The following is a 20,179-nucleotide window of genomic DNA, read 5'->3' as shown; positions in this document are numbered from 1 at the left end:
AGCACCGACCATCCCACTGCAAGACGACAATCGAAGTACGAAAATAGACGACCATTAGACCGCAAGAAATGGACGATCGGTGAGTTGAGGTGTCGCGCCTCGCCTGCGCCGCGACCGCCCACGGCCGGCGTACGCTGGGCCGCGTGGATCAAGAAGATCGGATCGCCCTGTTCCTCGACTACGAGAACCTCGCGTTGGGGGCGCGTGATCACCGTGGCGGCGCGGAGTTCGACTTCCGGCCGATCGCCGACGCGCTCGCCGAACGGGGTCGGGTGGTGGTCCGCCGCGCGTACGCCGACTGGTCCTACTTCGACGAGGACCGCCGGATGCTCACCCGGTCCCACGTCGAGCTGATCGAGATTCCGCAGCGGATGGGCGCGTCCCGGAAGAACGCCGCGGACATCAAAATGGCTGTCGACGCGATCGAGTTGGCGTTCGAGCGCGACTACATCTCCACGTTCGTGATCTGCAGTGGCGACAGCGACTTCACCCCGCTCGTGCACAAGCTTCGCGAGTTGAACAAGCGGGTCATCGGCGTCGGGGTCGAGGGGTCGACGTCGGCGCTGCTCCCGCCGGCCTGCGACGAGTTCCTCTACTACGACCGGCTGGAGGGTGTGGACATCCCGCCGACCCGCAGCCGGCGCGGTCGCCCGACCCGGCCGGCCGGCACGGAGCAGCGCCCGCCCGAGCCGGAGTTGGAGCGCGAGCCGGAGCCGGAGGTGGGCCGCCGGCCCGCCGGTGAGGAGCCCGGACGCGACGTCGACGCGCTCGCCGTGCTCGTCGCCCAGACGGTGGCCGGGTTGCAGGGCAGTGCCAACGGTGCGGTCACCGCGTCCCGGCTCAAGCGCACCCTGCTGCGCAAGGACCCGACGTTCAGCGAGTCCGACTACGGTTTCCGCACCTTCGGGGAACTGCTGCGGCACCTCGCCGAGCACACGGTGATCGAGCTGGCGGAGGGTCCCGCGAAGGGTGACCCCGAGGTCTCGCTGCCCGAGCACGGCGACCGCGAGGTGGCGTTCGGCCTGCTGCGTGGCGTGGTGGCGGAGCTGGGCAGCAGCGGTAACCCGGTGGCGCTGTCCGGCTTGAAGAACCAGCTGCGGCGGGCCCGGCCCGACTTCAGTGAGAAGAAGCTCGGCTACCGCAGCTTCCTGCAGTTCTGCAAGGCGGCGGCCACCAGCGGCGCGGTCGACCTGCGGTGGAGCCCCGAAGCCGACGACTACCTGCTGACCACCCAGGGCTGAGCCCCACGCCCGGCGCGTCCGGCGTCGCATCGACCGCTGTCGAGCGGGAGTGCCGGAACTCCCCCTAGGGTGAGCGGTAGGGCTGCCCGAGGGCGAGGTGAGGGTCGTCATGCCGGGACGTGGCGAATGGACGCTCGTCGGCCGCGACGACGAGCTGAAAATCATCGAGGACGTCGTGTCGTCGCGGATGCCGGGGCTGGTGCTGGTCGGTGACGCCGGGGTGGGGAAGACGCGGCTGCTGCGGGAGGCGCTCGCCCGCGCGGCTCAGGACGGCGTGGAGTGTCACTGGGTCTCCGCCACCGGGGCGGCCCGGTCGATTCCGTTCGGCGCGGTCTCGCACCTGATCCCCGCGCAGACCCGACCGCGTGCCGATCCGGTGGGGCTTGTCGTCACCGTCGAACGCGACTTCGCCCGGCGCGGCGGTGGCCGCCCGATCGTGATCGGCATCGACGACGCCCACCTGCTCGACGAACCCTCGGCCGGGCTGCTGCACCAGCTCGCCGTGCACGGCCTGGCCGTGGCGGTGGCGACCGTCCGGGCGGGCCTTCCGCTCTCCGACGCGCTCACCTCGCTGTGGGCCGGTTCCGGCCGGCGACTCGACGTACGCCCGCTGCCGGCCACCGCCGTGGAGCATCTGCTCGACGAGGCCGCGCCCGGTCCGCTCGACGCGATCAGCCGCCGCCGGCTGACCCGGCTCGCCGACGGCAACCCGCTGCTGCTGCGGGAGTTGCTGGCCGACGCCATGGACACCGGCGGGCTCCGCGAGTCGCGGGGGGTCTGGCGGTGGCGCGGCACTGCGTCGGGCAGCCCCCGGTTGGCCGAGCTGGTCAGTGCCCGACTGCGCGCCCTGGAACCGGCCGCCCGGCAGGTGCTGGAGGTGGTCGCCTGCGGCGAACCGCTCTCCCTGGCGCTGCTGGAACGGTTCACCGACCCGGTCGCGATCGAGGCCGCCGAACGCAGCGGCATGGTGGTCGCGGAACGCTCCGGCGCCCGTACCGCCCTGCGCATGGCCCACCCCCTCTACGGGGAGGCGCTGCGCGCCAGCATGCCGGCCAGCCGGTCCCGCACCGTGTTCGGGCAACTCGCCGACGTGCTGGCGAGCATGCCGCTGCGCCGGCGGGACGACGCGCTGGTCGCCGGGGTGTGGCAGCTCCGGTCCGGCAGCGTCCGGCATCCGGGCATCGCGCTGGCCGCCGCCCGACAGGCGATCGACAGGTTCGACATCGACCTGGCCGAGCGGTTGGCCCGCACCGCGTACGACGCCGCGCCGGGCTGGGAGGCGCAGTGGCTGCTGGCCCGGGTGTTGCAGTACCAGGCGCGCAGCCAGGAGGCGCTGGACATGCTCCCGCCGGCCCCACCGCCGGGCAGCAAGCGCCTCGCCATCTGGGCGATCACCCGTGCCGGCCTGCTCTACTGGGGCCTGGACCGGATCGACGAGGCGCACGAGACGCTGCGGATGGTGCCGGCGGGCTCACCCGGCCACGACCTGACCGAGGCCACCCGGTCGTGGGTGCTGTTCTACGACGGCCGGTGCGAGGCCGCGCTGTCCGTCGGCCAGGCCGTGTTGGCCCGGCCCGACACCGGCGTACGGGCGGCCAGTTGGGCGACCATGGGCGCGGCGTCGGCGGCCGGGATGCTCGGCCGGCTCGGGCTCGCCGCCGAGCTGGCGGAACGGGGCCGGGCGGTGCTCGCCGCCGAACCCGAGCGGATGCCGTGGAACGAGGCGCAGGTCGGGCTGGGGCTCTGCTACGCCCGGTACGCTGCCGGCGAGCTGGCCGGCGCCGCCGACCTGGCCGATCACGGCTACTCCGCGGCGGTGGCCAGCGACGCGCGGGGCATGGTCGCCGTGTGGGCCGGATTCCGGGGGATCGTCGCCAAGACCCAGGGACGGCTCGACGCCGCCGAGGCGAACCTGCGGGAGGCCATCGCGCTCGTCGAGGAGAACGACCAGTACCACCTGGTGCGCACGTACTGGGCGGCGCTGGCGGGAGTCCGCGCGCTGGCCGGTGACCCGTCCGGCGCCCGCCGCTGGCTGGCCGCCGCGGACGCGCGGGAGCGCGCCGCGAACCGGATCTTCCACCCGTGGGTGGAGCTGGACCGCGCCTGGGTGCAGGTGGCCGAGGGTGATCTCACCGCCGCGATCCGTACCGCCCGTACCGCCGCCGACCTGGCGCGGGGCAGCGAGCAGCCGACGATCGAGGCGGTGGCGCTCTACGAGTGCGCGCGGCTGGGCGCGCCCGAGTCGGTACGGGAGAGGTTGGGCGCTCTCGCCGACCGGCTCGGCGGGCTGGCGTCGACGCTCGCCGGCGCGGCCGACGGTCTGGTACGCGATGACGGGCCGGCACTGGAGACCGCCGCGGGTGACCTCGTCGCCCGTGGGCACACCCTGCTCGCCGCCGAGGTGCTCGGTGCCGCCGCCCGGGCGTACGCGCGGCGCGGCCGACCCCGGGTGGCGGTGACGCAGCGGGCCGCGACGCTGGCCCGGGACTGCCGAGGGGTTCGGACGCCCCTGCTCACCGCGACCGCCGCGGGCACCGAGGAGGCGACGCTGACCCGTCGGGAGCGGGACGTGGCCCTGCTCGCGGTGACGCTGCCGAGTCGCGGCATCGCCGACCGGTTGGGACTGTCGGTCAACACCGTCAACAACAACCTGGCCCGCGTCTTCACGAAACTGGGTGTGCGCAACCGCCGGGAGTTGGCCGTGGTGCTCGGCCACGACCGACCGGGGGCGCCGGACAGGTCACCGGGTGCGATCCGGCCTCCACAGTAGGTAAGGGCGACTGATCTACCGGGTTACCGCACGCCTGCCTACCGTGCGGTAACAACTACCGGCGCACCTCAGTCCCTGGAGGACGGCATGAGCCAACTGCACCTGGGTGGACCGCCAGGACCGCGACCCACAAGGTCGCCCCGCGTCCACAATGCTCTCTTCGCCGCCGGGGTGGCGTTGTCGGTGGCCATGGTCACCGCACTTGTCGCCCCGGCCGCCGGCGGCGCACCGGCCGCCCCCGCCGCCAGCGCGGAACGGGCGTCGTACGACGAGCCGCCGTGCACCCGCGAGTTGGAGGGGACGACCTGGTTGCTCGACCCGTGCGTCAAGCCGGGCGGGAAACTTCCGGTGGAGGTCGAGGCGCGGCTCGCGCAGATCCGTACCCAGAAGGCGGCCGCCGCTGCCGACTGCCCGGACCCGACCGGAACGCCGTCGGCCTCGACCGCGCCGACCCGGGCGACCCGGCCGCCCGTCACGGCGGAGCCGGTCGCGAAGCGTGCCCCCGCCGCCACCGCGACCGCACCCACCACGACGGGCTCACCCAGCTCGACGGCGTCACCCAGCTCGACAGCCTCGCCCACCGGAACGCCCTGCCCCTCCGGCAGCGCGTCGCCGTCCGGCAGCGCGTCCCCCTCGGGCAGTGCGTCGCCGTCCGGCAGTTCCTCCCCGTCGGGCAGCGCGTCGCCGTCGGGCAGCTCTTCGCCGTCGGGCAGCGCGTCGCCGTCCGGCAGTTCCTCCCCGTCGGGCAGCGCGTCCCCGTCGGGGAGTTCCTCGCCATCCGGCAGCGCGTCGCCGTCGGGCAGCTCTTCGCCGTCGGGCAGTGCGTCCCCGTCGGGCAGTTCCTCGCCGTCCGGTAGCGCGTCGCCGTCCGGGTCCGCGTCGCCCAGCGGCAGCGGCTCGCCGGAGCCGACCGACCCGCCCAACCCGACCGACCCGCCCACCGGGCCCACCGGCGGGCCGCCATCGCCGCCACCCCCGCCGCCGACCGGCTGCCCCAACGTGGCCGGCAATCCCACCCTGGTGGACGCCAACAAGGACCGGATCCGCTGCCGCGAGGTGCAGACGGTCACGGACGACACGGTGCTGACCCTGACCGGGGACTCGATCAGTTCCGCGCACCACCAGTTCGGTTTCGGGGTGGGTCCGGGCTGCCCGATGACCTCGTTCGACGGCCGTGGCATGCCCGGCAACAACGGCGTCTACAGCTACGGCCGGCGGTACTTCGATCTGGACACCAGCGTCGTCGACTACGACAACTACGCGCGCACCGGGTACGGCACCGGGGACATCATCGCCGGCCGCGCCGGCCCCGACGCCTGCGGAAACGCCTGGGGTCGGGTGGCCAGCCCGCTCGGCCTCGCCACCGCGCGGATCGCGAAGGCCAAGGCGGACGGGCACCACGCCTACCACGCCACCACCGGCGGCGTGAACAACACCAACTGGAACACCGTGTTGATCCGGCTGGCCATGTGTCGCGCGCTGGAGTTCGCCGGGGAGAGCCTGAACCCCACCGGACTGTTCCGCTTCGAGTGGGCGGCGGTCGGCGGCAAGCAGGGCATCGTCACCAACGGTGGTGGCTGCAACTTCTGGATCGACCTGCCGGCCGGCGAGGACTACTACATCAACATCGGGGTGCCGCGTTACAACGGCCCGGCCCAGTACGCCGGCATCACCGCCGACGCCACCTTCATCGTCAACTCGTTGCTGGCCGCCGGCGCGGACAAGGTCGTCTGGATGCTGTATTACGACATCACCCCGGCCAACGTCGACATCGGCCAGTATTCTTGGGCGAAGCTCAAGTCGTTGCTGCCGACCGGGTTGCAGTCCTACGTCCCGGCGGCCCCGGTGTCGACGCTGCAACCGCTCATCGACCCGCTGTGGGTGGGCACCGTGCGAACCGTGATCAACGATCTCAACTGGGCGGTCCAGCTCGGCGTCCCGTTCGATCCGGCCGTGCGGGTGGCGTTCCCGCCGCCGTTCACGCCCGGTGACATCCAGATCACCGCCGAGGGTGGTTCGCCGCATCCCAGCCCAGCAGGCCAGGACGCGTTGGCCAACACCCTGGCCGGCGTACTCAGCGACATGTGAGCGCGCCCTGATTGGTCGCTCAGGACGGGGAGGACCTGCCGTTGCGGGTCCTCTCCGTCAACGCATAGGCCGAAATGCGCCGGAATTACGGCTATCGCCCTGGTATAAGCCCACCTGCGCCGTACCCTCGGCGCAAAATTTGCTATACGGTCGGCGAATGAAGGTCGAGGAGCATTGGTGGAACGGAGACACGACCCCGCGCGGACGCCGGGACGTGTATATCCGTACTGACGGGCAGGGTTGGGAGGTCCGCGCCCAGATCGGTGGGGCGTCGGGTCGTGAGCGGGTGCAGCAGTGCCCAAGCCGGGCCTCGGCGGCCATCCTCGCCGATGCGTGGCGCGGCACCCACCCATCCTGGCGCGAGCTGAAGCAGCGCTGATCCGGCACCGGGCCGGGCCGGCAACGCTCCTGGGTTCCCCGCCCGGTGCGCTCCCCGGCCGGCCCGGCGCTCGGCTCTTCGGCCAGCCGGCGACGTGCACCTCACCGCTTCTGGAGCATCACCGAAGCGACGTGTGCCATCAGCGCCAGCGCCCAGTCAAGCTGTGGGCAGTCGTAGCGACCTCTGCACTCGAAGCAGCCGCCCGCTCGCCACGGCCGGTCGAGAGCCCGCGTCCAGTGCGAATCCAGTACCCGTTCCGCGGTGAACAACTCGGTCGCCGTGGATACGGGCTCATCGATCGACATCGTCGATCCCCTTCGTAGACACGATCAGGCCCCGCCCAGGCGACGTCTCCGCCGCACTGAGCAAGGGTGGCACGATCCGCCGCTTGCCGAACGAAGGAACCGACCACATCCACCGATGTTAGAGACCTTTAGTACCTAAGGCAATGATGGTCTTGAAGAGCAATGGTCGGCGTGGTCGGATGGAGGGTGCCGAACGAAGGAACCTTCACATGCCCATACCTACCGGCGGATACCGCGAGGTGGCCGAGGACCTCGCCGCCCGGATCAAGAGCGGGGAGTACGCGGCAGGCGAGCGTCTGCCCACCTACAACGAACTCGCGGGCCTCTACGACGTCAGCGTGACCACGGTGCAGAGGGCGATCATCGTTCTTCAGACACGTGGCCTGGTGGTGGGTCTTCAGGGCCGTGGCCTGTGGGTCGCCGAGGACGTCGGTGCACCTGATCAAGGGGCGCCGTAGCTGATCAAGGGACGCCCCAGGTGGCCCGTGTTCCCGCCCTCAGGCCGGGTACACGGAGACCTGCCGGTCGTGCCCGATGGAGGTCGCCAATGTCGCAGAGCCCCGACGAGGAGAACCCCGGCCTCGACGAGGAGGTCCGGGAGGCCGAGCGTCGGCTCGGCAACCTCGGCACCTCGTCGGACGACGCGCTGACCGACGACGACGCCCGGGCGCCGGACGAGGCCCCCTCCGAGCAGGACGACGCCCCTCCCGAGCCGGAGGAGTTCCTCTCCGAGCCAGACGAGGCACTTTCCGAGCCGGACGCCGACCTGTAGATCCACTCGGCTTCGGTGACATCGGGGTATCCGGGGCGGTCTGACACCCCGACATCACGGAAGCCGAGTCGATCATCGACGTGGCGGGACGAGTCGCAGGCGGTCGGCCCGGTCAGGTGGTCGGGACCGGCAGTACCGCGCCCTCGGCGGCCGACCGGTGCGCCAGCTCGATCAACTCGACAGTGGCGACCGAGTCCCGAGGGTCCACCGGCATCGGCGTGCCGTCGCGCAGGGCCGTCGCCACCTGGGCGTAGAAGCTCTGGTACGCGCCGGGCTCGGTCGGCACCGGCCGCAGGTCACCGTCGACGCCGAGCAGGCCGTACCGCTCCGGCGGAACCTCGCCCCAACCCGCCTGGTCCGGTCGGCCGCCCCCGTGCAGCGCCGCCTCCTGCACGTCCAGGCCGTACGACGTGTAGCCGGCCCGGTCGCCCAGCACCCGCAGCCGCGGCCCGAGCTGCGCGGTCACCGCGCCCATCCACAGGTGCGAGCGCACCCCGTTGGCATGGGTCAACGCCACGAAGGCGTCGTCGTCCACGGCCGCACCCGCGCGGCGGCGGTCCACCTCCGCGTAGACGCGGTCGACCCGGCCGAACAGCTGCACCGCCTGGTCGACGAGGTGGGCGCCGAGGTCGAAGAGGGCGCCGCCGGCCTCCTCGGGACCGGCAAGCTCCCGCCAGCCCGGCTTGATCGTCGGACGGAACCGCTCGAACCGGGACTCGAAGCGCAGCACCCGCCCCAACTCGCCCTGCTCCACCAGCCGGCGAGCGGTCCGGAAGTCGCCATCCCAGCGCCGGTTCTGGAAGACCGTCAGCGGCACCCCGCGCTCGGTCGCCTCGCCGATCAGCGCGCGGCCCTCCGCGGCGGTCGGGGAGAGGGGCTTGTCCACGACGACCGGCAGCCCGGCGGCCAGCGCCGCGCGGGCCATCGGCACGTGCAGCCGGTTCGGCGTCGCCACCACGACCAGGTCCAGGGCGTCCGGCGTACGCCACAGCTCGTCGGCGTCGTCGACCAGGCGGGCGTCCGGGAAGTGCTGCCGGGCCTGCTCGCGCCGCTGCGGATCGCGGGTCACGATGGCGTCCAGCCGCAGCCCGGGGGTCGCGGCGATCAGCGGTGCGTGGAACACCCGACCCGCCAGCCCGTACCCCAGCAGACCGACCCGCAGCGCCTCCGTCATGCCGTACCCCCGTCTCGCCGGCCCGCGCCCCTCGCCGGCGGCGGTACCGCTCGCCGAATCTACGCCCCACCCTCGGTCCGGCGCTGGTCAGCCCACCGGGTCGCTGCGCAGGTAGGTGAGCACCGCGAGCACTCGCCGGTTGGTGTCGTCGCTCGGTGGCAGGTCGAGCTTCAGCAGGATGTTGCCGACGTGCTTGCCGACCGCCGCTTCGCTGACGTGCAGTCGGCCGGCGATCGAGGCGTTCGACCGGCCCTCGGCCAGCAGCGCCAGCACCTCGCGTTCCCGGGCGGAGAGCGCGGCGAGCGGATCACGCGGTCGGTGCAGTAGCTGGCGCACCACGTCCGGGTCGATGGCGGTGCCGCCGGCCGCGACCCGGCGCAGCGTGTCGACGAACTCGGTGACCTCGGCCACCCGGTCCTTGAGCAGGTAGCCGACCCGCTGACCGTCGCCACTGTCCAGCAGCGCCGCCGCGTACCCGGTCTGCACGTACTGGCTGAGCACCACCACCGGCAGGTGGGGTCGCTCGGCGCGTAACGCGACGGCTGCCCGCAGCCCGTCGTCGTGGCGGCCCGGCGGCATCCGGATGTCGGTGAGCACCAGGTCCGGTGTGTGCTCCCGGGCCGCGTCCAGCAGGTCGGGCGCGGAGCCGACGGCGGCGCACACCGTGAACTCGAAGCGGGTCAGGAGCGCGACCAGGCCCTCGCGCAGCAGCACCTCGTCCTCCGCGAGGACCACTCGGGTCATCGACGACACGGTAGCTCCACCCGGACCAGGGTAGGCCCGCCAGGCGGGCTGGACAGCAGCAGCCGGCCGTCCACGGCGGCGACCCGGTCGGCGAGACCGGTCAGGCCGGTGCCCCGGGTGGGGTCGGCGCCGCCACGGCCGTCGTCGCTCACCTCGACGACGAGGTCCCCGCCGGCCTGGCTGAGGCGCACCTCGGCGTGGGTCGCCCGGGCGTGTCGGGCGACGTTGCCCAGCGCCTCGGACACCACGAAGTAGGCGGTGGTCTCGACGATCTCCGGCAACTCGCCCTCGACGTCGGCGTGCACGGTGACCGGGATGGTGGCGACGTCGGCCAGCTCGCTCGCGGCGCCGGCCAGACCGAGGTCGGTGAGGCTCTGCGGACGGATGCCGTGCACCAACTGTCGCAACATCACCATCAGGCCCTGAGCCTGGTCGTGTGCCACGGCGAGGGGCCGGGCGGCCGGGGAGTCCTCGGGTACGTCCAACCGGGCCAGGCCCAGCTGAAGGCTGAGGCTGGTCAGTCGTGGTTGCGCGCCGTCGTGCAGGTCCCGTTCGATCCGTCGCCGCTCGGCCTCGTACGCGCCGACCAGTCGGGTGCGTGACCGGGCGACCTCGCGCAGCGCCGTCGCGTCGACCGGCCAGGCCAGTGCCCAGCGGGTCACCTCTGCCTGGGCGACGGCGATCAGGCCGGCCGCGTAGCAGAGGACCGGCAGCAGCAGCACCGCCACGATCGCGTACGGGATGGCTTCCCCGGTGGTCTCGATCGGCTGCCAGATGACGACCGGCTCGGCGTCGCCGGCCAGCCAGGGGCTGGTGATCATCCCGAGGTCGAGTAGCACCAGCAGCAGGAACACCCAGTACACGACAGGCACGAACCCGCCCAGACAGAACAGGTACGCCACCTCGCGCCAGGCCCCGGCGCTGCGGTAGCGGGCGACCAGACCCGGCCACGGCGGTGCGGGCAGCGGGCGGTCGTCCACGAGCCGGAGCCGCCACCGCTCGATGACGGCCACCGGGAAGCTCACGATCGGCGCCACCGCCAGCAGGCTGAGGCTGCCGACGGCCAGGAACAGCAGGAGCGCGACGCCGGGCGGCCGGCCGTGCAGCAGCAACCCGTTGGCGGCGGCCAGCAGCGGTGCGCCGATGATGAGCAGTCCGGTGGCGAGGATGCCCGCGATCGGCAGGGTGCTGATCGCGTAGGCGAGTGCCCGCCAGGGCCAGACGGAGATCAGCCAGTCGCGGCGACGCAGCGCCTCGGCCAGCCGAGTGGGGGGTTCCGTGGTCATGCCGCAAACGCTAATCGCGGACGACGGGGCGCCCCAGCCGTCCAGATCGACTTTCCGAGGTAGGTCCAGCACTACCGACCCATCGCGTGTGCGGCCTCCGGAAACGGGAAGAACGCGGCGTACGTGACCTGTTTCGGTCGGCGGCTGGAGAGACATGGGTGCCAGGACCTTCGTGGTTGTCGGCGGTACCAGCGGCCTCGGCCTCGCGGTGGCTCGGCTGCTCGTCGACGAGCATCAGGTGGTGGTGTTCGGCAACGTGCCGGCCGAGGTCGCCGCCGCGACCGACGAGCTGGGGTGCGACGGCGCGGTCTGTGACATCTCCTCCTACGAGCAGGTCCGCGACGGGTTCGCCGAGGTGGTCGAGCGCTACGGCACGATCGACGGGGTGGCGGCCTGCGCCTCGATGTGGGCGGGCGGCGAGCTGGGGGACCTGTCGGTGGAGCACATCCGCCGAGCCGTGGAGATCAACGTCCTGGGCCTCACGTACCTGCTGCGGGAGGTGGTGGGGCACCTGCACCGGCAGGGCCACGGGAATGTCGTGTACATCGGCGCACTGGCGCTGGCGGCCCCCCGGCCCGGCATCCCCGTCTACCGGGCCACCAAGAGCTACGGGAACAGCCTCGTCGACTCGCTGGCCGAGGCGCAGCACAGCAACCGGGTGAAGGTGATGCAGTTGCACCCCGGGCCGATGCCGACGCGGTTGCAGGAACGGGTGGGTGCCGAGTTCCTGGACGAGGTGTACGCCTTGCCGGAACAGGTCGCCACCGAGGTCGTCCGGTTGCTGCTGCTCGCACCCGACGATCTCTACGTGTCCGGTGAGCGCGTGCTGCGCGCGGACGGGCGGTGGTGACGGCCGGAGCCGGACCCGACGAACGTCCGGCGTCGGCCTGGGCACCGCTGCGGACCGCGGTCTACCGCAACCTGTGGTTGGCCCTGCTCGCCGCCAACATCGGCACCTGGATGCAGACGGTCGGCGCCCAGTGGCTGCTGATCCACCACTCCAACGCGTCCACTCTCGTTGCGCTGGTCCAGACCGCCAGCCTGCTGCCGGTGCTGCTGCTGGCGTTGCCCGCCGGGGTGCTGGCCGACAACTTCGACCGCCGGCACCTGCTGATCGCCGTGCAGCTGTTCCTGGTCGCGGTGGCGGTGACGTTGACGCTGCTCACCCTGACCGACCGGATGCCGCCGGCGTTGCTGCTCACCCTCACCTTCGCGTTCGGGGTCGGGCAGGCGTTGACCCTGCCGGCCTGGGCGGCGGTGATCCCGGAGCTGGTGCCGCAGGACCAGCTCCGGTCGGCGTCCGCGCTCGGTTCGATAAGCGTGAACGTGGCGAGGGCCGTCGGGCCCGCGGTGGCCGGCGTGCTGATCGCCCGTACCGGCGTCGCCCCGGTCTTCGGCATCAACGCGGTCGCCTTCGGGATCTTCGCGTACGCGCTGTGGCGCTGGCGGCCCCGCAACGCCCGCGCGGTCGAGGTGCCCGAGCGGTTCACGGCCGCCCTGCGCGCCGGCAGTCGGTACGTACGCCACTCGCCGACCGTGCGCCGGCTCCTGCGTCGTGCGCTGGTCTTCGTGGTCCCGGCCAGCGCGCTGTGGGCGTTGCTGCCGCTGGTGGCCGCCCGGCGGCTGGGGTTGGGTTCCGGCGGGTACGGGCTGCTGCTGGCGGCTCTCGGCGTGGGCGCGATCACCGGCGGTGTGCTGCTGGCGGTGATCCGCACCCGGCTGTCGGCCAACCAGCTCCTGCTGATCGCCGGCGTGCTGTTCACCGTGGCGTTGACAGTGCTCGGCACCGTGCGGGTGGTACCCCTGGTGCTCCTCGCCCTGCTGCCCGCCGGGATGGCCTGGGTGACGGTGCTGGCCAACGTCAACGCCGAGATGCAGCTCTTCCTGCCCAGCTGGGTACGGGCCCGCGGCCTGGCCGTCTACCAGGTGTGTTTCGCCGGTGGGCAGGCGGTCGGCGCGCTGATCTGGGGACTGGTGGCCGACATGGCCGGGCTGGTCCTCGCCTATCTCGCGGCGGCGGCGCTGATGCTCGTCGGCACCGCGTCCAGCCGGCTCTGGCCGTTGCCGGACCTGCGGTCGGTCAACCGTGAGCCGGCGGCCTACTGGCCGCAACTGCACCTGGCGCAGGAACCGGACCCGGGGGTGGGGCCGGTGCTGGTGACGGTGGAGTACACCGTCCGGCCGGAGCGGGCCGGGTCGTTCCTCGCGGCGATGGACCAGGTGCGCGGGGCGCGGCAGCGGACCGGCGCGATGCGGTGGGGACTGTTCCGGCCGGCCGAGACGACGGACCGGTTCGTCGAGGTGTACCTGGTGCCGTCCTGGGACGAACACCTGCGTCAGCACGGCGGTCGGTTGACCGGCGAGGATCGCGCGGCCGAGGAACGGGCCCGGGAGTTGACCGACGGCGAACCGGAGGTGCGGCACCTCGTGCCCGCCGCCGCCGGCCCGACGTTGTCCGACGACCGCGAAGAGCTGTGATCTCGGCCAGAGGTCGGGCCGGCGGCCGACGTACGGCGTACGTCGGCGTTGTTAGGATGGCCGGACCATGGCGAGTGAACGCAAGGCGACCGCGGACCCGGCCCGCAGCCTGGCCATCCTCTGGCGCACCCGGGAGCCGACGAGCCGCAGCGCCGGCCCGGGGCTCAGCGTCGACCGGATCGTCCGGGCCGCGATCGACATCGCCGACACCGAGGGCCTCGACGCGCTGACCATGCGCCGGGTCGGCGAGGCGTTGGGCGTCGGCACCATGTCGGTCTACACCTACGTGCCGGGCAAGGCCGAACTCGTCGCCGTCATGATCGACACCGCGTACGGCGAGATGCCACGCCCCGCCGCCGAGGGGGACTGGCGGGCCCGGCTGGAGCGGGTCGCCCGCGACAATCTCGCGCTCTACCAGCGGCATCCGTGGATGCTGCGGGCCGAGACGACCCGGCCCGTGCTCGGCCCCCACCTGATCGCCAAGTACGACCGCGAGCTGAACACCGTCGCCGACATCGGGCTCACCGACGTCGAGATGGACGCGGTGCTCACGCTCGTGCTCGGGCACGTGAAGAGTGCCGCCCGCGCCGCCTCCGAGGTGGTCGACCTGGAGCGGGAGACCGGCATGTCCGACGGCCAGTGGTGGCAGTCGCACGCGCCCTGGCTGGAGACGTTCCTGACGGCCGGGGCGTACCCGACCGCCTCCCGGGTCGGCACCGCGGCCGGCCAGCAGCACGGTGCCGCCTACGGCCCGGAGTACGCCTTCGAGTTCGGCCTGCAACGCGTCCTCGACGGGATCTCGGTGGTGGTCGCCGAACGGGCCATCGCCGGCTAGGGCGTTGACCCGGCCGGGCGGGGCGTCCCGCCGGCCGCGTGCCGGGCCAGCCGGGCGAGCGCGCGCGCCGACGGGCTGCCCGGCTCGGCGTGGTAGACGACGAGCGACTGGGTCGTGCCGGCGATCGTGAGCTTCTCGTAGCGCAGCTCCAGCTCACCCACCCGGGGATGACGGAACACCCGGACCCCGCCACTGGCGCGGGCGGCCACGTCGTGCCGGGCCCACAGCCGCCGGAACCGTTCACTGCCGGCGGACAGCTCCTCGACCAGGTCGGTGAGCCGGGGGTCGTCGACCTCGGCGCCGACCTGCGCGCGCAGGCCGGCCACCGCGTTGGCCGCGACCGCCTCCGAGGCGGGGTAGAGCGACGGCACGACCGGGTCCAGGAAGACCGCGCGCAGCAGGTTCACGCCGACCGCGTAGATCGGCGCCAGCGCGGTCGCCACCGGGTTGGCGAAGAGGACGTCCAGGTGCCGGCCGTGCACCAGGGCGGGGGTCTGCGTCCACGAACCGACCAACTGTCGGATTCCCACCGGTACGCGTTCCGGCCGTCGCGCCGGGCGGCGGGTCGACGCCTGCTCACCCAGCCGGCGCAGGTGCGTCGTGGCCGCCGCGTCCAGCCGTAGGGCCCGGGCCAGCGCGTCGAGCACCTGCGTCGACGGGTGCCGGTCCCGCCCCTGCTCCAGCCGCAGGTAGTAGTCGGCGCTGATCCCGGCCAACAGCGCCAACTCCTCGCGCCGCAGGCCGGGCACCCGCCGACGGCCGTGCGCGGGCAGCCCGACGTCGCCCGGTCTGATCAGCTCGCGCCGGGCACGCAGGTACTCGCCGAGCGGACCGGCCGTGCGCACCAACCCATCGTAGGAGCGGCCGACGGCCGCCCATCCTGGTCCTGCCACTACCAGGAAAACCAGGAACCCGGCTAGCGCCGGCCGCCGGGGTGACAGTTTGTGGCGTAGGCGTCAACGAGAGATGGGACAGATGAGCGAGCGAATCACGACACCGTTCGGCTTCGCCTCGACGGCCGACGAGGTCCTCGCCGGAGTCGACCTGAGCGGCAAACGGGCCGTCATCACCGGAGGCGCCGCCGGCATCGGCGTCGAGACCGCCCGCTCGCTGGCCGCCGCCGGTGCCGAGGTGGTGCTCGCGGTACGTCGGGTCAGCGCCGGCGAGCAGGCCGCGGCCGACATCGCGGCCGGTCTCGGCGCGGAGCGGGTCACCGTCCGCGAGCTGGACCTGGCCAACCAGGATTCGGTACGCCGGTTCGTTGCCGGTTGGGACCAGCCGCTGCACATCCTGGTCAACAACGCCGGGATCATGGCGCTGCCCGAGTTGGAGCGCACCGCCGAGGGCTGGGAGATGCAGTTCGCCACCAACTTCATGGGGCACTACGCGTTGACCGTCGGCCTGCACGACGCGCTCGCCGCCGCCGGTGGCGCCCGGGTCGTGTCGGTCAGCTCCAGTGGCAACCTCTTCTCCCCGGTGATCTTCGACGATCTGCACTTCGCGTTCCGGCCGTACGACCCGCTGCTGGCCTACGGGCAGTCCAAGAGCGCCGAGGCCCTGCTCGCCGTCGAGGCGACCCGCCGCTGGTCCGGCGAGGGCATCTACGCCAACGCGCTCAACCCGGGTGCGATCGCCACCGGACTGCAGAAGCACACCGGCGGGCTCAAGTCGCCGAAGGAGATGCACAAGACCCCGCAGCAGGGCGCCGCGACCTCGGCGCTGCTCGCCGCGTCCCCGCTGCTCGACGGCGTCGGCGGTCGCTACTTCGAGGACTGCGCCGAGGCGCCGGTCGTCACCGAGCGGCCCGCCGACTACACCGGGGTGGCGGCGTACGCGGTCGATCCGGCCAACGCGCAGCGGCTCTGGGACGTGGCGGCCGAGCTGGTCGCGGCCGGGTAGCCGCCCGATGCCGCAGAGGCCAGCCCGGCACGGCGACCAGCCCCGACGCGACGACCTGGTGGAGTTGCGGGTGCACGGCGTGTCGGGGGCCCGACCCTCGGTCGTGCTGCACGAGACGCGGGTGCGGCAGGTCGCGGGCGACGACAGCGGGGGCTTCCACCGCCGCGCCGGACCCGACGGCACCGACCCGGACGGGCTGACGCTGGAGGCGTACCGCTGGGGTGACCTGCCCTCGGGCACCGTGGCTCGGACGCTCTCCATGGTCTTCCTGCTGCCGTTCATGCTCAGCAACCTGGCGGTGTGGATGCGGCCCGCCGGCCGCGCCGCCGCCGGGGTCACCGTCCTGTGCCGGCTGCTCGCGCTGAACCTCACCGTGGTGTACGTGGTGTCCATCGCCGGGGTCGCCCTCGACCTGCTGGCCTGGCGGTGTCTCGGCGCGGCCCACTGCCGGGCGCCCTTCGACACGCCGGCCGGCTTCGACGACCGACACGTCGGGCAGCGGCTGGCCGTGCTGGCGCTGCTGCCGATCGCCGCGGTCGCGCTCCTGCGGCTGCTCGGGACCCGCCGGTCCCGCCCGTCCGGCAACCCCCTGTGGGCGGTGGAGCCGCTGGTGGGGCGGCTGCGGGCGATCCACGTCGCCGCCGCGCTCGCCGTCCTCGATCTCCTGTTGCTCACGGCCCGTCGCGGCGGCGGCGCGACGCCCGCGACGACGCTGCTGCTGACGCTCAGCGCGGCGGTCCTGCTGGCCAGCGTCGGTCTGCTCGCCGTGCCAGGGCTGATCGACCGCGCGACGACGGCGCGGATGTCCACCTGGGCCGCCCGCGCGGTGGGCGTGGTGGCGGCCGCGCTGACCGTGGCCACCCTCGTCGCTGTCGCGAGCGACGAGCGGGGCTGGCCGTCGTCGACCGCGCTCCCCGGCTACGGCGCGATCACGGGCGCGGCGCTACTCGGCCAGATGGTGCTGCTGGTGCTGCTCTGCGGGCTGGTGCTGTGGCCTCTCGGTCGCGCCCGGGACCGCTCCGCCCTGCCGCGCGGACTGGGCGCGACGGTCATCGCGGCCATCGCGGTCGGCCTGACCGGTGCGCTCTCCGCCGGCCTCGTCTACCAGACGGGGGGCCTGCTCGGCGGCTTTCGCAGTGACGGTGGGCCGGCACTGCCGTACCGGTGGACGATCCTGGCGGTGTTCCTGCACGTGGCCGCGGCGGTGCTGGCGTGCGGCGCGGTGACCCTGCTGTCCCGGGGCCGCCGGCGCCGTGCGGCGGAGGACATCACCGCCCGCGACTTTCCCACCTCGCCGCCGGAGGCGACCGGGCGGCTGCGGGAGGTCAGCAGGGCCGTGGCCCGGGCGCGGTTCACCGAGTGGCTGGGTCGGCTGGCCACCGTGTACGCGGCGCTCGCGGTGATCGGGCTGGCCACGAGTCTGCTCGGGCAGTTCGGGCGGGAACCGGGCGAGGTGGCGTGGCAGGTCCTCGGGCTGCCGACCTGGTTCGTCGGAATGGCGCTCACGGGGGGCACCTACCTCGTCACCGCGGTGGGCCTCGTCCTGCTGTCGGGCGGTGTGTTCGCCTACCGGACGCCATGGTTCCGCCGGCACGTCGGGATCCTGTGGGACCTGGGCACCTTCTGGCCCCGGGCCGCCCACCCTTTCGCGCCTCCCAGCTACGCCGACCGCGCGGTGCCGGAGCTGGCCGACCGGATCACCTACCTGGCCGACCGGCACGCCGGGGTGCTGCTGTGCGGGCACAGCCACGGCTCGGCGTTGCTGGCCCTCGCGGTGCTGCGGCTGCCTCCGCGTACCCGCCGACGGGTCGCGCTGCTCACCTACGGCTCCCCGCTGGACCGCCTCTACGCCCGGCTCTTCCCGGCGTACCTGAACGAGACCGTGCTGCGTGAGGTGGGGGAGCGGATCGGCTGGCGGTGGCTCAACCTCTGGCGCGACACGGACCCGGTCGGCGGCTGGATCTTCGCCGCGCACCGGCCCGGCGATCCGCCGCCGGACGCCGCCGACCCGGCCGGGCGGGTCGACCGGAGGCTGCGCGATCCGCGGGACCTGCTGCCTCCGCCGGGGAAGCGTCGACCGCCACCCCTGCGCGGGCACCACCCGGACGAGTCCGCGCCCGAGTTCCGGGCGGCCCTGCGGGAACTCGCCGGCCGGTTGCGCGTCCCGGACGGCGAATGAGCCCTCACCGGTCCTCGGACAGTCGCTCGGACTCCGCGACCACCGTGCGGATCTTGCGCAGGGTGGCGTCGGGGGCGTGCACGGCGGTACGCCACCTGTCGAGCGTGCGGGTCAGCACCCGGACGACGAACTGCAACTGGTTGACCTGCTCGCGCAGCAGCCCCAGTTCCGACCGGGCGCTCACCGCCTCGCTCTCCAACTCGGTGATCCGCATCTGGAGGGGCTGCACGAGCGTCAGGGCGGCCTCGGTGAGCGTGTCGGCGGCGTCGGCCTTGAACTTGCCCCGCTGCGACACGACCGTGGCGATGGCGGCCAGGCCGGTCGTGCCGCCGAGGACGCCGAGCAGACTGAGTAACACCTGCACCCAGTGCGGCGCCTCGGGTGTCGATACCGAGATCACGTGACACCTCCCACGACCCGTCGGTGGGTCGCGCACTGGTGCCCGTAGGCCAGGCAGCGGAGGTCGACGGCGATCTGGGCGATCCGCCAGAAGGACCCCAGCGGTACCGCGCTGATCAACGACGCGGCGACGATGCCCTGCTGGCCCGCCACCGCCACCAGCGCCACCGCGTACATGCCGGTGATGGTGCCGAGCATCAGCACGGACGCGAACTCGATGCCGAGACCGGTGGAGAGCCGACCGGGCCACAGGATGCCCAGCAGCCCGCCCACACCGACGGCGATGAGGGCGACCTCCCAGCCGAGCTGGATGGGTTCCGGCATGGACAGCTGTACCGACGGTGGTCGGACGTCGAGCGCGAGCAGTAGGACCCCACAGACGGGCGTCGTGATCAGCGCGGCCACCTCGAACGGTTGGTGCTTGGCGCGGTTACGCAGATGCCCCACGGCGACTCCTTGGTCGATGACCGTGCTCACCAGCCCGCCACCGGGGCTTGAGCCGTGGGGTGGGTCGCGGCCGCGTGGCGGTCCGTGCGGCGAAGCCCGAGGCGGCGGTGCAGGAAGACGGTCGATGGACGACGCGCCGCCGTTGGCTGCCGATATCTGCCTGTTTATCACCGCCGGGCGGTTCGCGTCCACCCGCGCTTAGTCGCATTTCCGCAGGTCAGAGGCGACCGGTCACCGGCGCAGCAGGTCGCGCAGCGCCCCGACCACCACCGCGGGGGCCTCCTCCGCCATGAAGTGCCCGCAGGTGACCGTCTGGTGGTCGAGGTCGGGCGCCCAGGCCCGCCACACTCCGGCCGCGTCGTAGCCGAGCGCCGCGCCCCAGTCCTGCTGGAGCACGGTCACCGGCATCCGCAGTTGGTTGCCCGCCGCCCGGTCGGCGGTGTCGTGGGTGACGTCGATCCCGGCGGACGCCCGGTAGTCGGCCACGATCGAGGTGACCGCGTCGCGGGACGCGCGCAGGTAGGTGGCGCGTACCTCGGCCGGCAGGGCACCCGGGTCGCGGGTCCAGACGTCCAGGAAGTGGCCGAAGAAGGCGTCCGGGCTGGCGCCGATCAGCTCCTCCGGCAGTCCGGGCGGCTGCGCCATCAGGTACAGGTGGAAGGCGACCGCCGCGTTGACGCCGTGCAGCACGTCCCACATGTCCAGGGTGGGCAGCACGTCGAGCAGGGCGAGGTGGCTGATCGCCGCCGGGTGGTCGAGGCCGGCGCGGAACGCGACAAGGGCGCCCCGGTCGTGCCCGGCCAGGGCGAAGCGCTCGTGACCGAGCGCGCCGGCCAGCGCCACCACGTCGGCGGCCATGGTCCGCTTGGCGTACGCCGTGCCGTCGGCGTCCACCGGCTTGTCGCTGTCGCCGTAGCCGCGCAGGTCGGGGCAGATGACCGTGTGGTCGGCGGCCAGGTCGGCCGCGACGTGCCGCCACATGAGGTGGGTCTGCGGAAAGCCGTGCAACAGCACGATCGGTGGCCCGGAGCCGCCCACGGCGGCGGCGAGCGTCACGCCGTCGGCGACGGTGACGCGCTGGTAGTCGAATCCGTTGATCCTCGGCTCCACGGGGAACCTTCCTGGTGAGCAGGGTCGGCGCGGGCGGTGACCCGTCGCCGTCGTACGGTGTCGAGCCTGCCCG

20 protein-coding genes are annotated in these 20,179 nt (G+C 73.1%); 11 read left to right on the top strand and 9 right to left on the bottom strand.

Going from position 1 to position 20,179, the window contains the following annotated elements:
- Nucleotides 1–143: 143 nt before the first annotated feature.
- Entirely contained in the window at nucleotides 144–1,241 is a 1,098-nt protein-coding gene (locus AB0C01_RS02185; protein WP_357245994.1) for a PIN domain-containing protein, read from the top strand.
- Between the two features lie 109 nt (nucleotides 1,242–1,350).
- Complete coding sequence (locus AB0C01_RS02180) at nucleotides 1,351–4,011, top strand: AAA family ATPase (RefSeq protein WP_357245991.1); 2,661 nt, start codon at nucleotides 1,351–1,353, stop codon at nucleotides 4,009–4,011.
- 68 nt (nucleotides 4,012–4,079) lie between these two features.
- On the opposite strand, the gene AB0C01_RS02175 is transcribed toward AB0C01_RS02180, so the two are convergent.
- Nucleotides 4,080–4,952: a hypothetical protein gene (locus AB0C01_RS02175; RefSeq protein ID WP_357569996.1), complete on the bottom strand. Its 873-nt coding sequence runs from the start codon at nucleotides 4,950–4,952 to the stop codon at nucleotides 4,080–4,082.
- A 58-nt stretch (nucleotides 4,953–5,010) separates the two neighbouring features.
- Between AB0C01_RS02175 and AB0C01_RS02170 the strand changes: the two genes are divergently transcribed.
- Nucleotides 5,011–6,099 (top strand): hypothetical protein, encoded by a 1,089-nt coding sequence (locus tag AB0C01_RS02170; RefSeq protein ID WP_357245985.1) that lies wholly within the window; start codon nucleotides 5,011–5,013, stop codon nucleotides 6,097–6,099.
- 157 nt (nucleotides 6,100–6,256) lie between these two features.
- A complete protein-coding gene (locus tag AB0C01_RS02165; RefSeq protein ID WP_030335934.1) occupies nucleotides 6,257–6,478 on the top strand; it encodes a hypothetical protein in 222 nt (73 codons plus the stop codon).
- A gap of 101 nt (nucleotides 6,479–6,579) precedes the next feature.
- On the opposite strand, the gene AB0C01_RS02160 is transcribed toward AB0C01_RS02165, so the two are convergent.
- A complete protein-coding gene (locus tag AB0C01_RS02160) occupies nucleotides 6,580–6,783 on the bottom strand; it encodes a hypothetical protein (RefSeq protein WP_357245982.1) in 204 nt (67 codons plus the stop codon).
- 209 nt (nucleotides 6,784–6,992) lie between these two features.
- Here AB0C01_RS02160 and AB0C01_RS02155 point away from each other — a divergent pair, with 209 nt between their 5' ends.
- Together AB0C01_RS02155 and AB0C01_RS02150 are read left to right on the top strand one after the other, a co-directional pair.
- Nucleotides 6,993–7,241: a winged helix-turn-helix domain-containing protein gene (locus tag AB0C01_RS02155; RefSeq protein WP_357245979.1), complete on the top strand. Its 249-nt coding sequence runs from the start codon at nucleotides 6,993–6,995 to the stop codon at nucleotides 7,239–7,241.
- Between the two features lie 89 nt (nucleotides 7,242–7,330).
- Nucleotides 7,331–7,555, top strand: coding sequence for a hypothetical protein (locus tag AB0C01_RS02150; RefSeq protein WP_357569995.1), 225 nt, complete (start codon nucleotides 7,331–7,333; stop codon nucleotides 7,553–7,555).
- Between the two features lie 112 nt (nucleotides 7,556–7,667).
- On the opposite strand, the gene AB0C01_RS02145 is transcribed toward AB0C01_RS02150, so the two are convergent.
- From AB0C01_RS02145 to AB0C01_RS02135, 3 genes are all read right to left on the bottom strand, one after another.
- The gene (locus AB0C01_RS02145) at nucleotides 7,668–8,729 is read right to left on the bottom strand and encodes a Gfo/Idh/MocA family oxidoreductase (protein ID WP_357569994.1); all 1,062 of its coding nucleotides are present in this window, start codon (nucleotides 8,727–8,729) and stop codon (nucleotides 7,668–7,670) included.
- A gap of 87 nt (nucleotides 8,730–8,816) precedes the next feature.
- Complete coding sequence (locus AB0C01_RS02140; RefSeq protein ID WP_357569993.1) at nucleotides 8,817–9,482, bottom strand: response regulator transcription factor; 666 nt, start codon at nucleotides 9,480–9,482, stop codon at nucleotides 8,817–8,819.
- A complete protein-coding gene (locus AB0C01_RS02135; RefSeq protein ID WP_357569992.1) occupies nucleotides 9,470–10,759 on the bottom strand; it encodes a histidine kinase in 1,290 nt (429 codons plus the stop codon). The genes AB0C01_RS02140 and AB0C01_RS02135 overlap by 13 nt, the downstream gene beginning before the upstream one ends.
- 154 nt (nucleotides 10,760–10,913) lie before the next feature.
- Between AB0C01_RS02135 and AB0C01_RS02130 the strand changes: the two genes are divergently transcribed.
- The 3 genes from AB0C01_RS02130 to AB0C01_RS02120 all read left to right on the top strand — a co-directional run bounded on the left by AB0C01_RS02130 (nucleotide 10,914) and on the right by AB0C01_RS02120 (nucleotide 14,072).
- A complete protein-coding gene (locus AB0C01_RS02130) occupies nucleotides 10,914–11,609 on the top strand; it encodes an SDR family oxidoreductase (protein ID WP_357245963.1) in 696 nt (231 codons plus the stop codon).
- Entirely contained in the window at nucleotides 11,603–13,237 is a 1,635-nt protein-coding gene (locus tag AB0C01_RS02125) for an MFS transporter (RefSeq protein WP_357245960.1), read from the top strand. Before AB0C01_RS02130 ends, AB0C01_RS02125 begins: the two co-directional genes overlap by 7 nt.
- 67 nt (nucleotides 13,238–13,304) lie before the next feature.
- Nucleotides 13,305–14,072: a TetR/AcrR family transcriptional regulator gene (locus AB0C01_RS02120; RefSeq protein WP_357245957.1), complete on the top strand. Its 768-nt coding sequence runs from the start codon at nucleotides 13,305–13,307 to the stop codon at nucleotides 14,070–14,072.
- Here AB0C01_RS02120 and AB0C01_RS02115 read toward each other — a convergent pair.
- Nucleotides 14,069–14,917 carry a helix-turn-helix domain-containing protein gene (locus AB0C01_RS02115; protein ID WP_357569991.1) on the bottom strand — a complete coding sequence of 283 codons (849 nt, stop codon included), beginning with the start codon at nucleotides 14,915–14,917 and terminating at the stop codon, nucleotides 14,069–14,071. The two genes, AB0C01_RS02120 and AB0C01_RS02115, sit on opposite strands and share 4 nt — an antisense overlap.
- 130 nt (nucleotides 14,918–15,047) lie before the next feature.
- Here AB0C01_RS02115 and AB0C01_RS02110 point away from each other — a divergent pair, with 130 nt between their 5' ends.
- Together AB0C01_RS02110 and AB0C01_RS02105 are read left to right on the top strand one after the other, a co-directional pair.
- On the top strand, nucleotides 15,048–15,971 hold the full coding sequence (locus tag AB0C01_RS02110; protein ID WP_357245951.1) for an SDR family NAD(P)-dependent oxidoreductase: 924 nt from the start codon (nucleotides 15,048–15,050) through the stop codon (nucleotides 15,969–15,971).
- 7 nt (nucleotides 15,972–15,978) lie between these two features.
- A complete protein-coding gene (locus AB0C01_RS02105; RefSeq protein ID WP_357245948.1) occupies nucleotides 15,979–18,150 on the top strand; it encodes a hypothetical protein in 2,172 nt (723 codons plus the stop codon).
- Between the two features lie 4 nt (nucleotides 18,151–18,154).
- On the opposite strand, the gene AB0C01_RS02100 is transcribed toward AB0C01_RS02105, so the two are convergent.
- The 3 genes from AB0C01_RS02100 to AB0C01_RS02090 form a co-directional block, all read right to left on the bottom strand.
- Nucleotides 18,155–18,550 (bottom strand): hypothetical protein, encoded by a 396-nt coding sequence (locus tag AB0C01_RS02100; protein ID WP_357569990.1) that lies wholly within the window; start codon nucleotides 18,548–18,550, stop codon nucleotides 18,155–18,157.
- Nucleotides 18,547–18,996, bottom strand: a complete 450-nt coding sequence (locus tag AB0C01_RS02095) for a hypothetical protein (protein ID WP_357569989.1) — start codon at nucleotides 18,994–18,996, stop codon at nucleotides 18,547–18,549. Before AB0C01_RS02095 ends, AB0C01_RS02100 begins: the two co-directional genes overlap by 4 nt.
- A gap of 231 nt (nucleotides 18,997–19,227) precedes the next feature.
- On the bottom strand, nucleotides 19,228–20,106 hold the full coding sequence (locus AB0C01_RS02090; protein WP_357245938.1) for an alpha/beta hydrolase: 879 nt from the start codon (nucleotides 20,104–20,106) through the stop codon (nucleotides 19,228–19,230).
- Between the last annotated feature and the right edge of the window lie 73 nt (nucleotides 20,107–20,179).

This window comes from Micromonospora sp. NPDC048905, assembly GCF_040649655.1.
GTDB lineage: Bacteria > Actinomycetota > Actinomycetes > Mycobacteriales > Micromonosporaceae > Micromonospora.
This window is presented reverse-complemented; position numbering and strand designations above follow the sequence as displayed.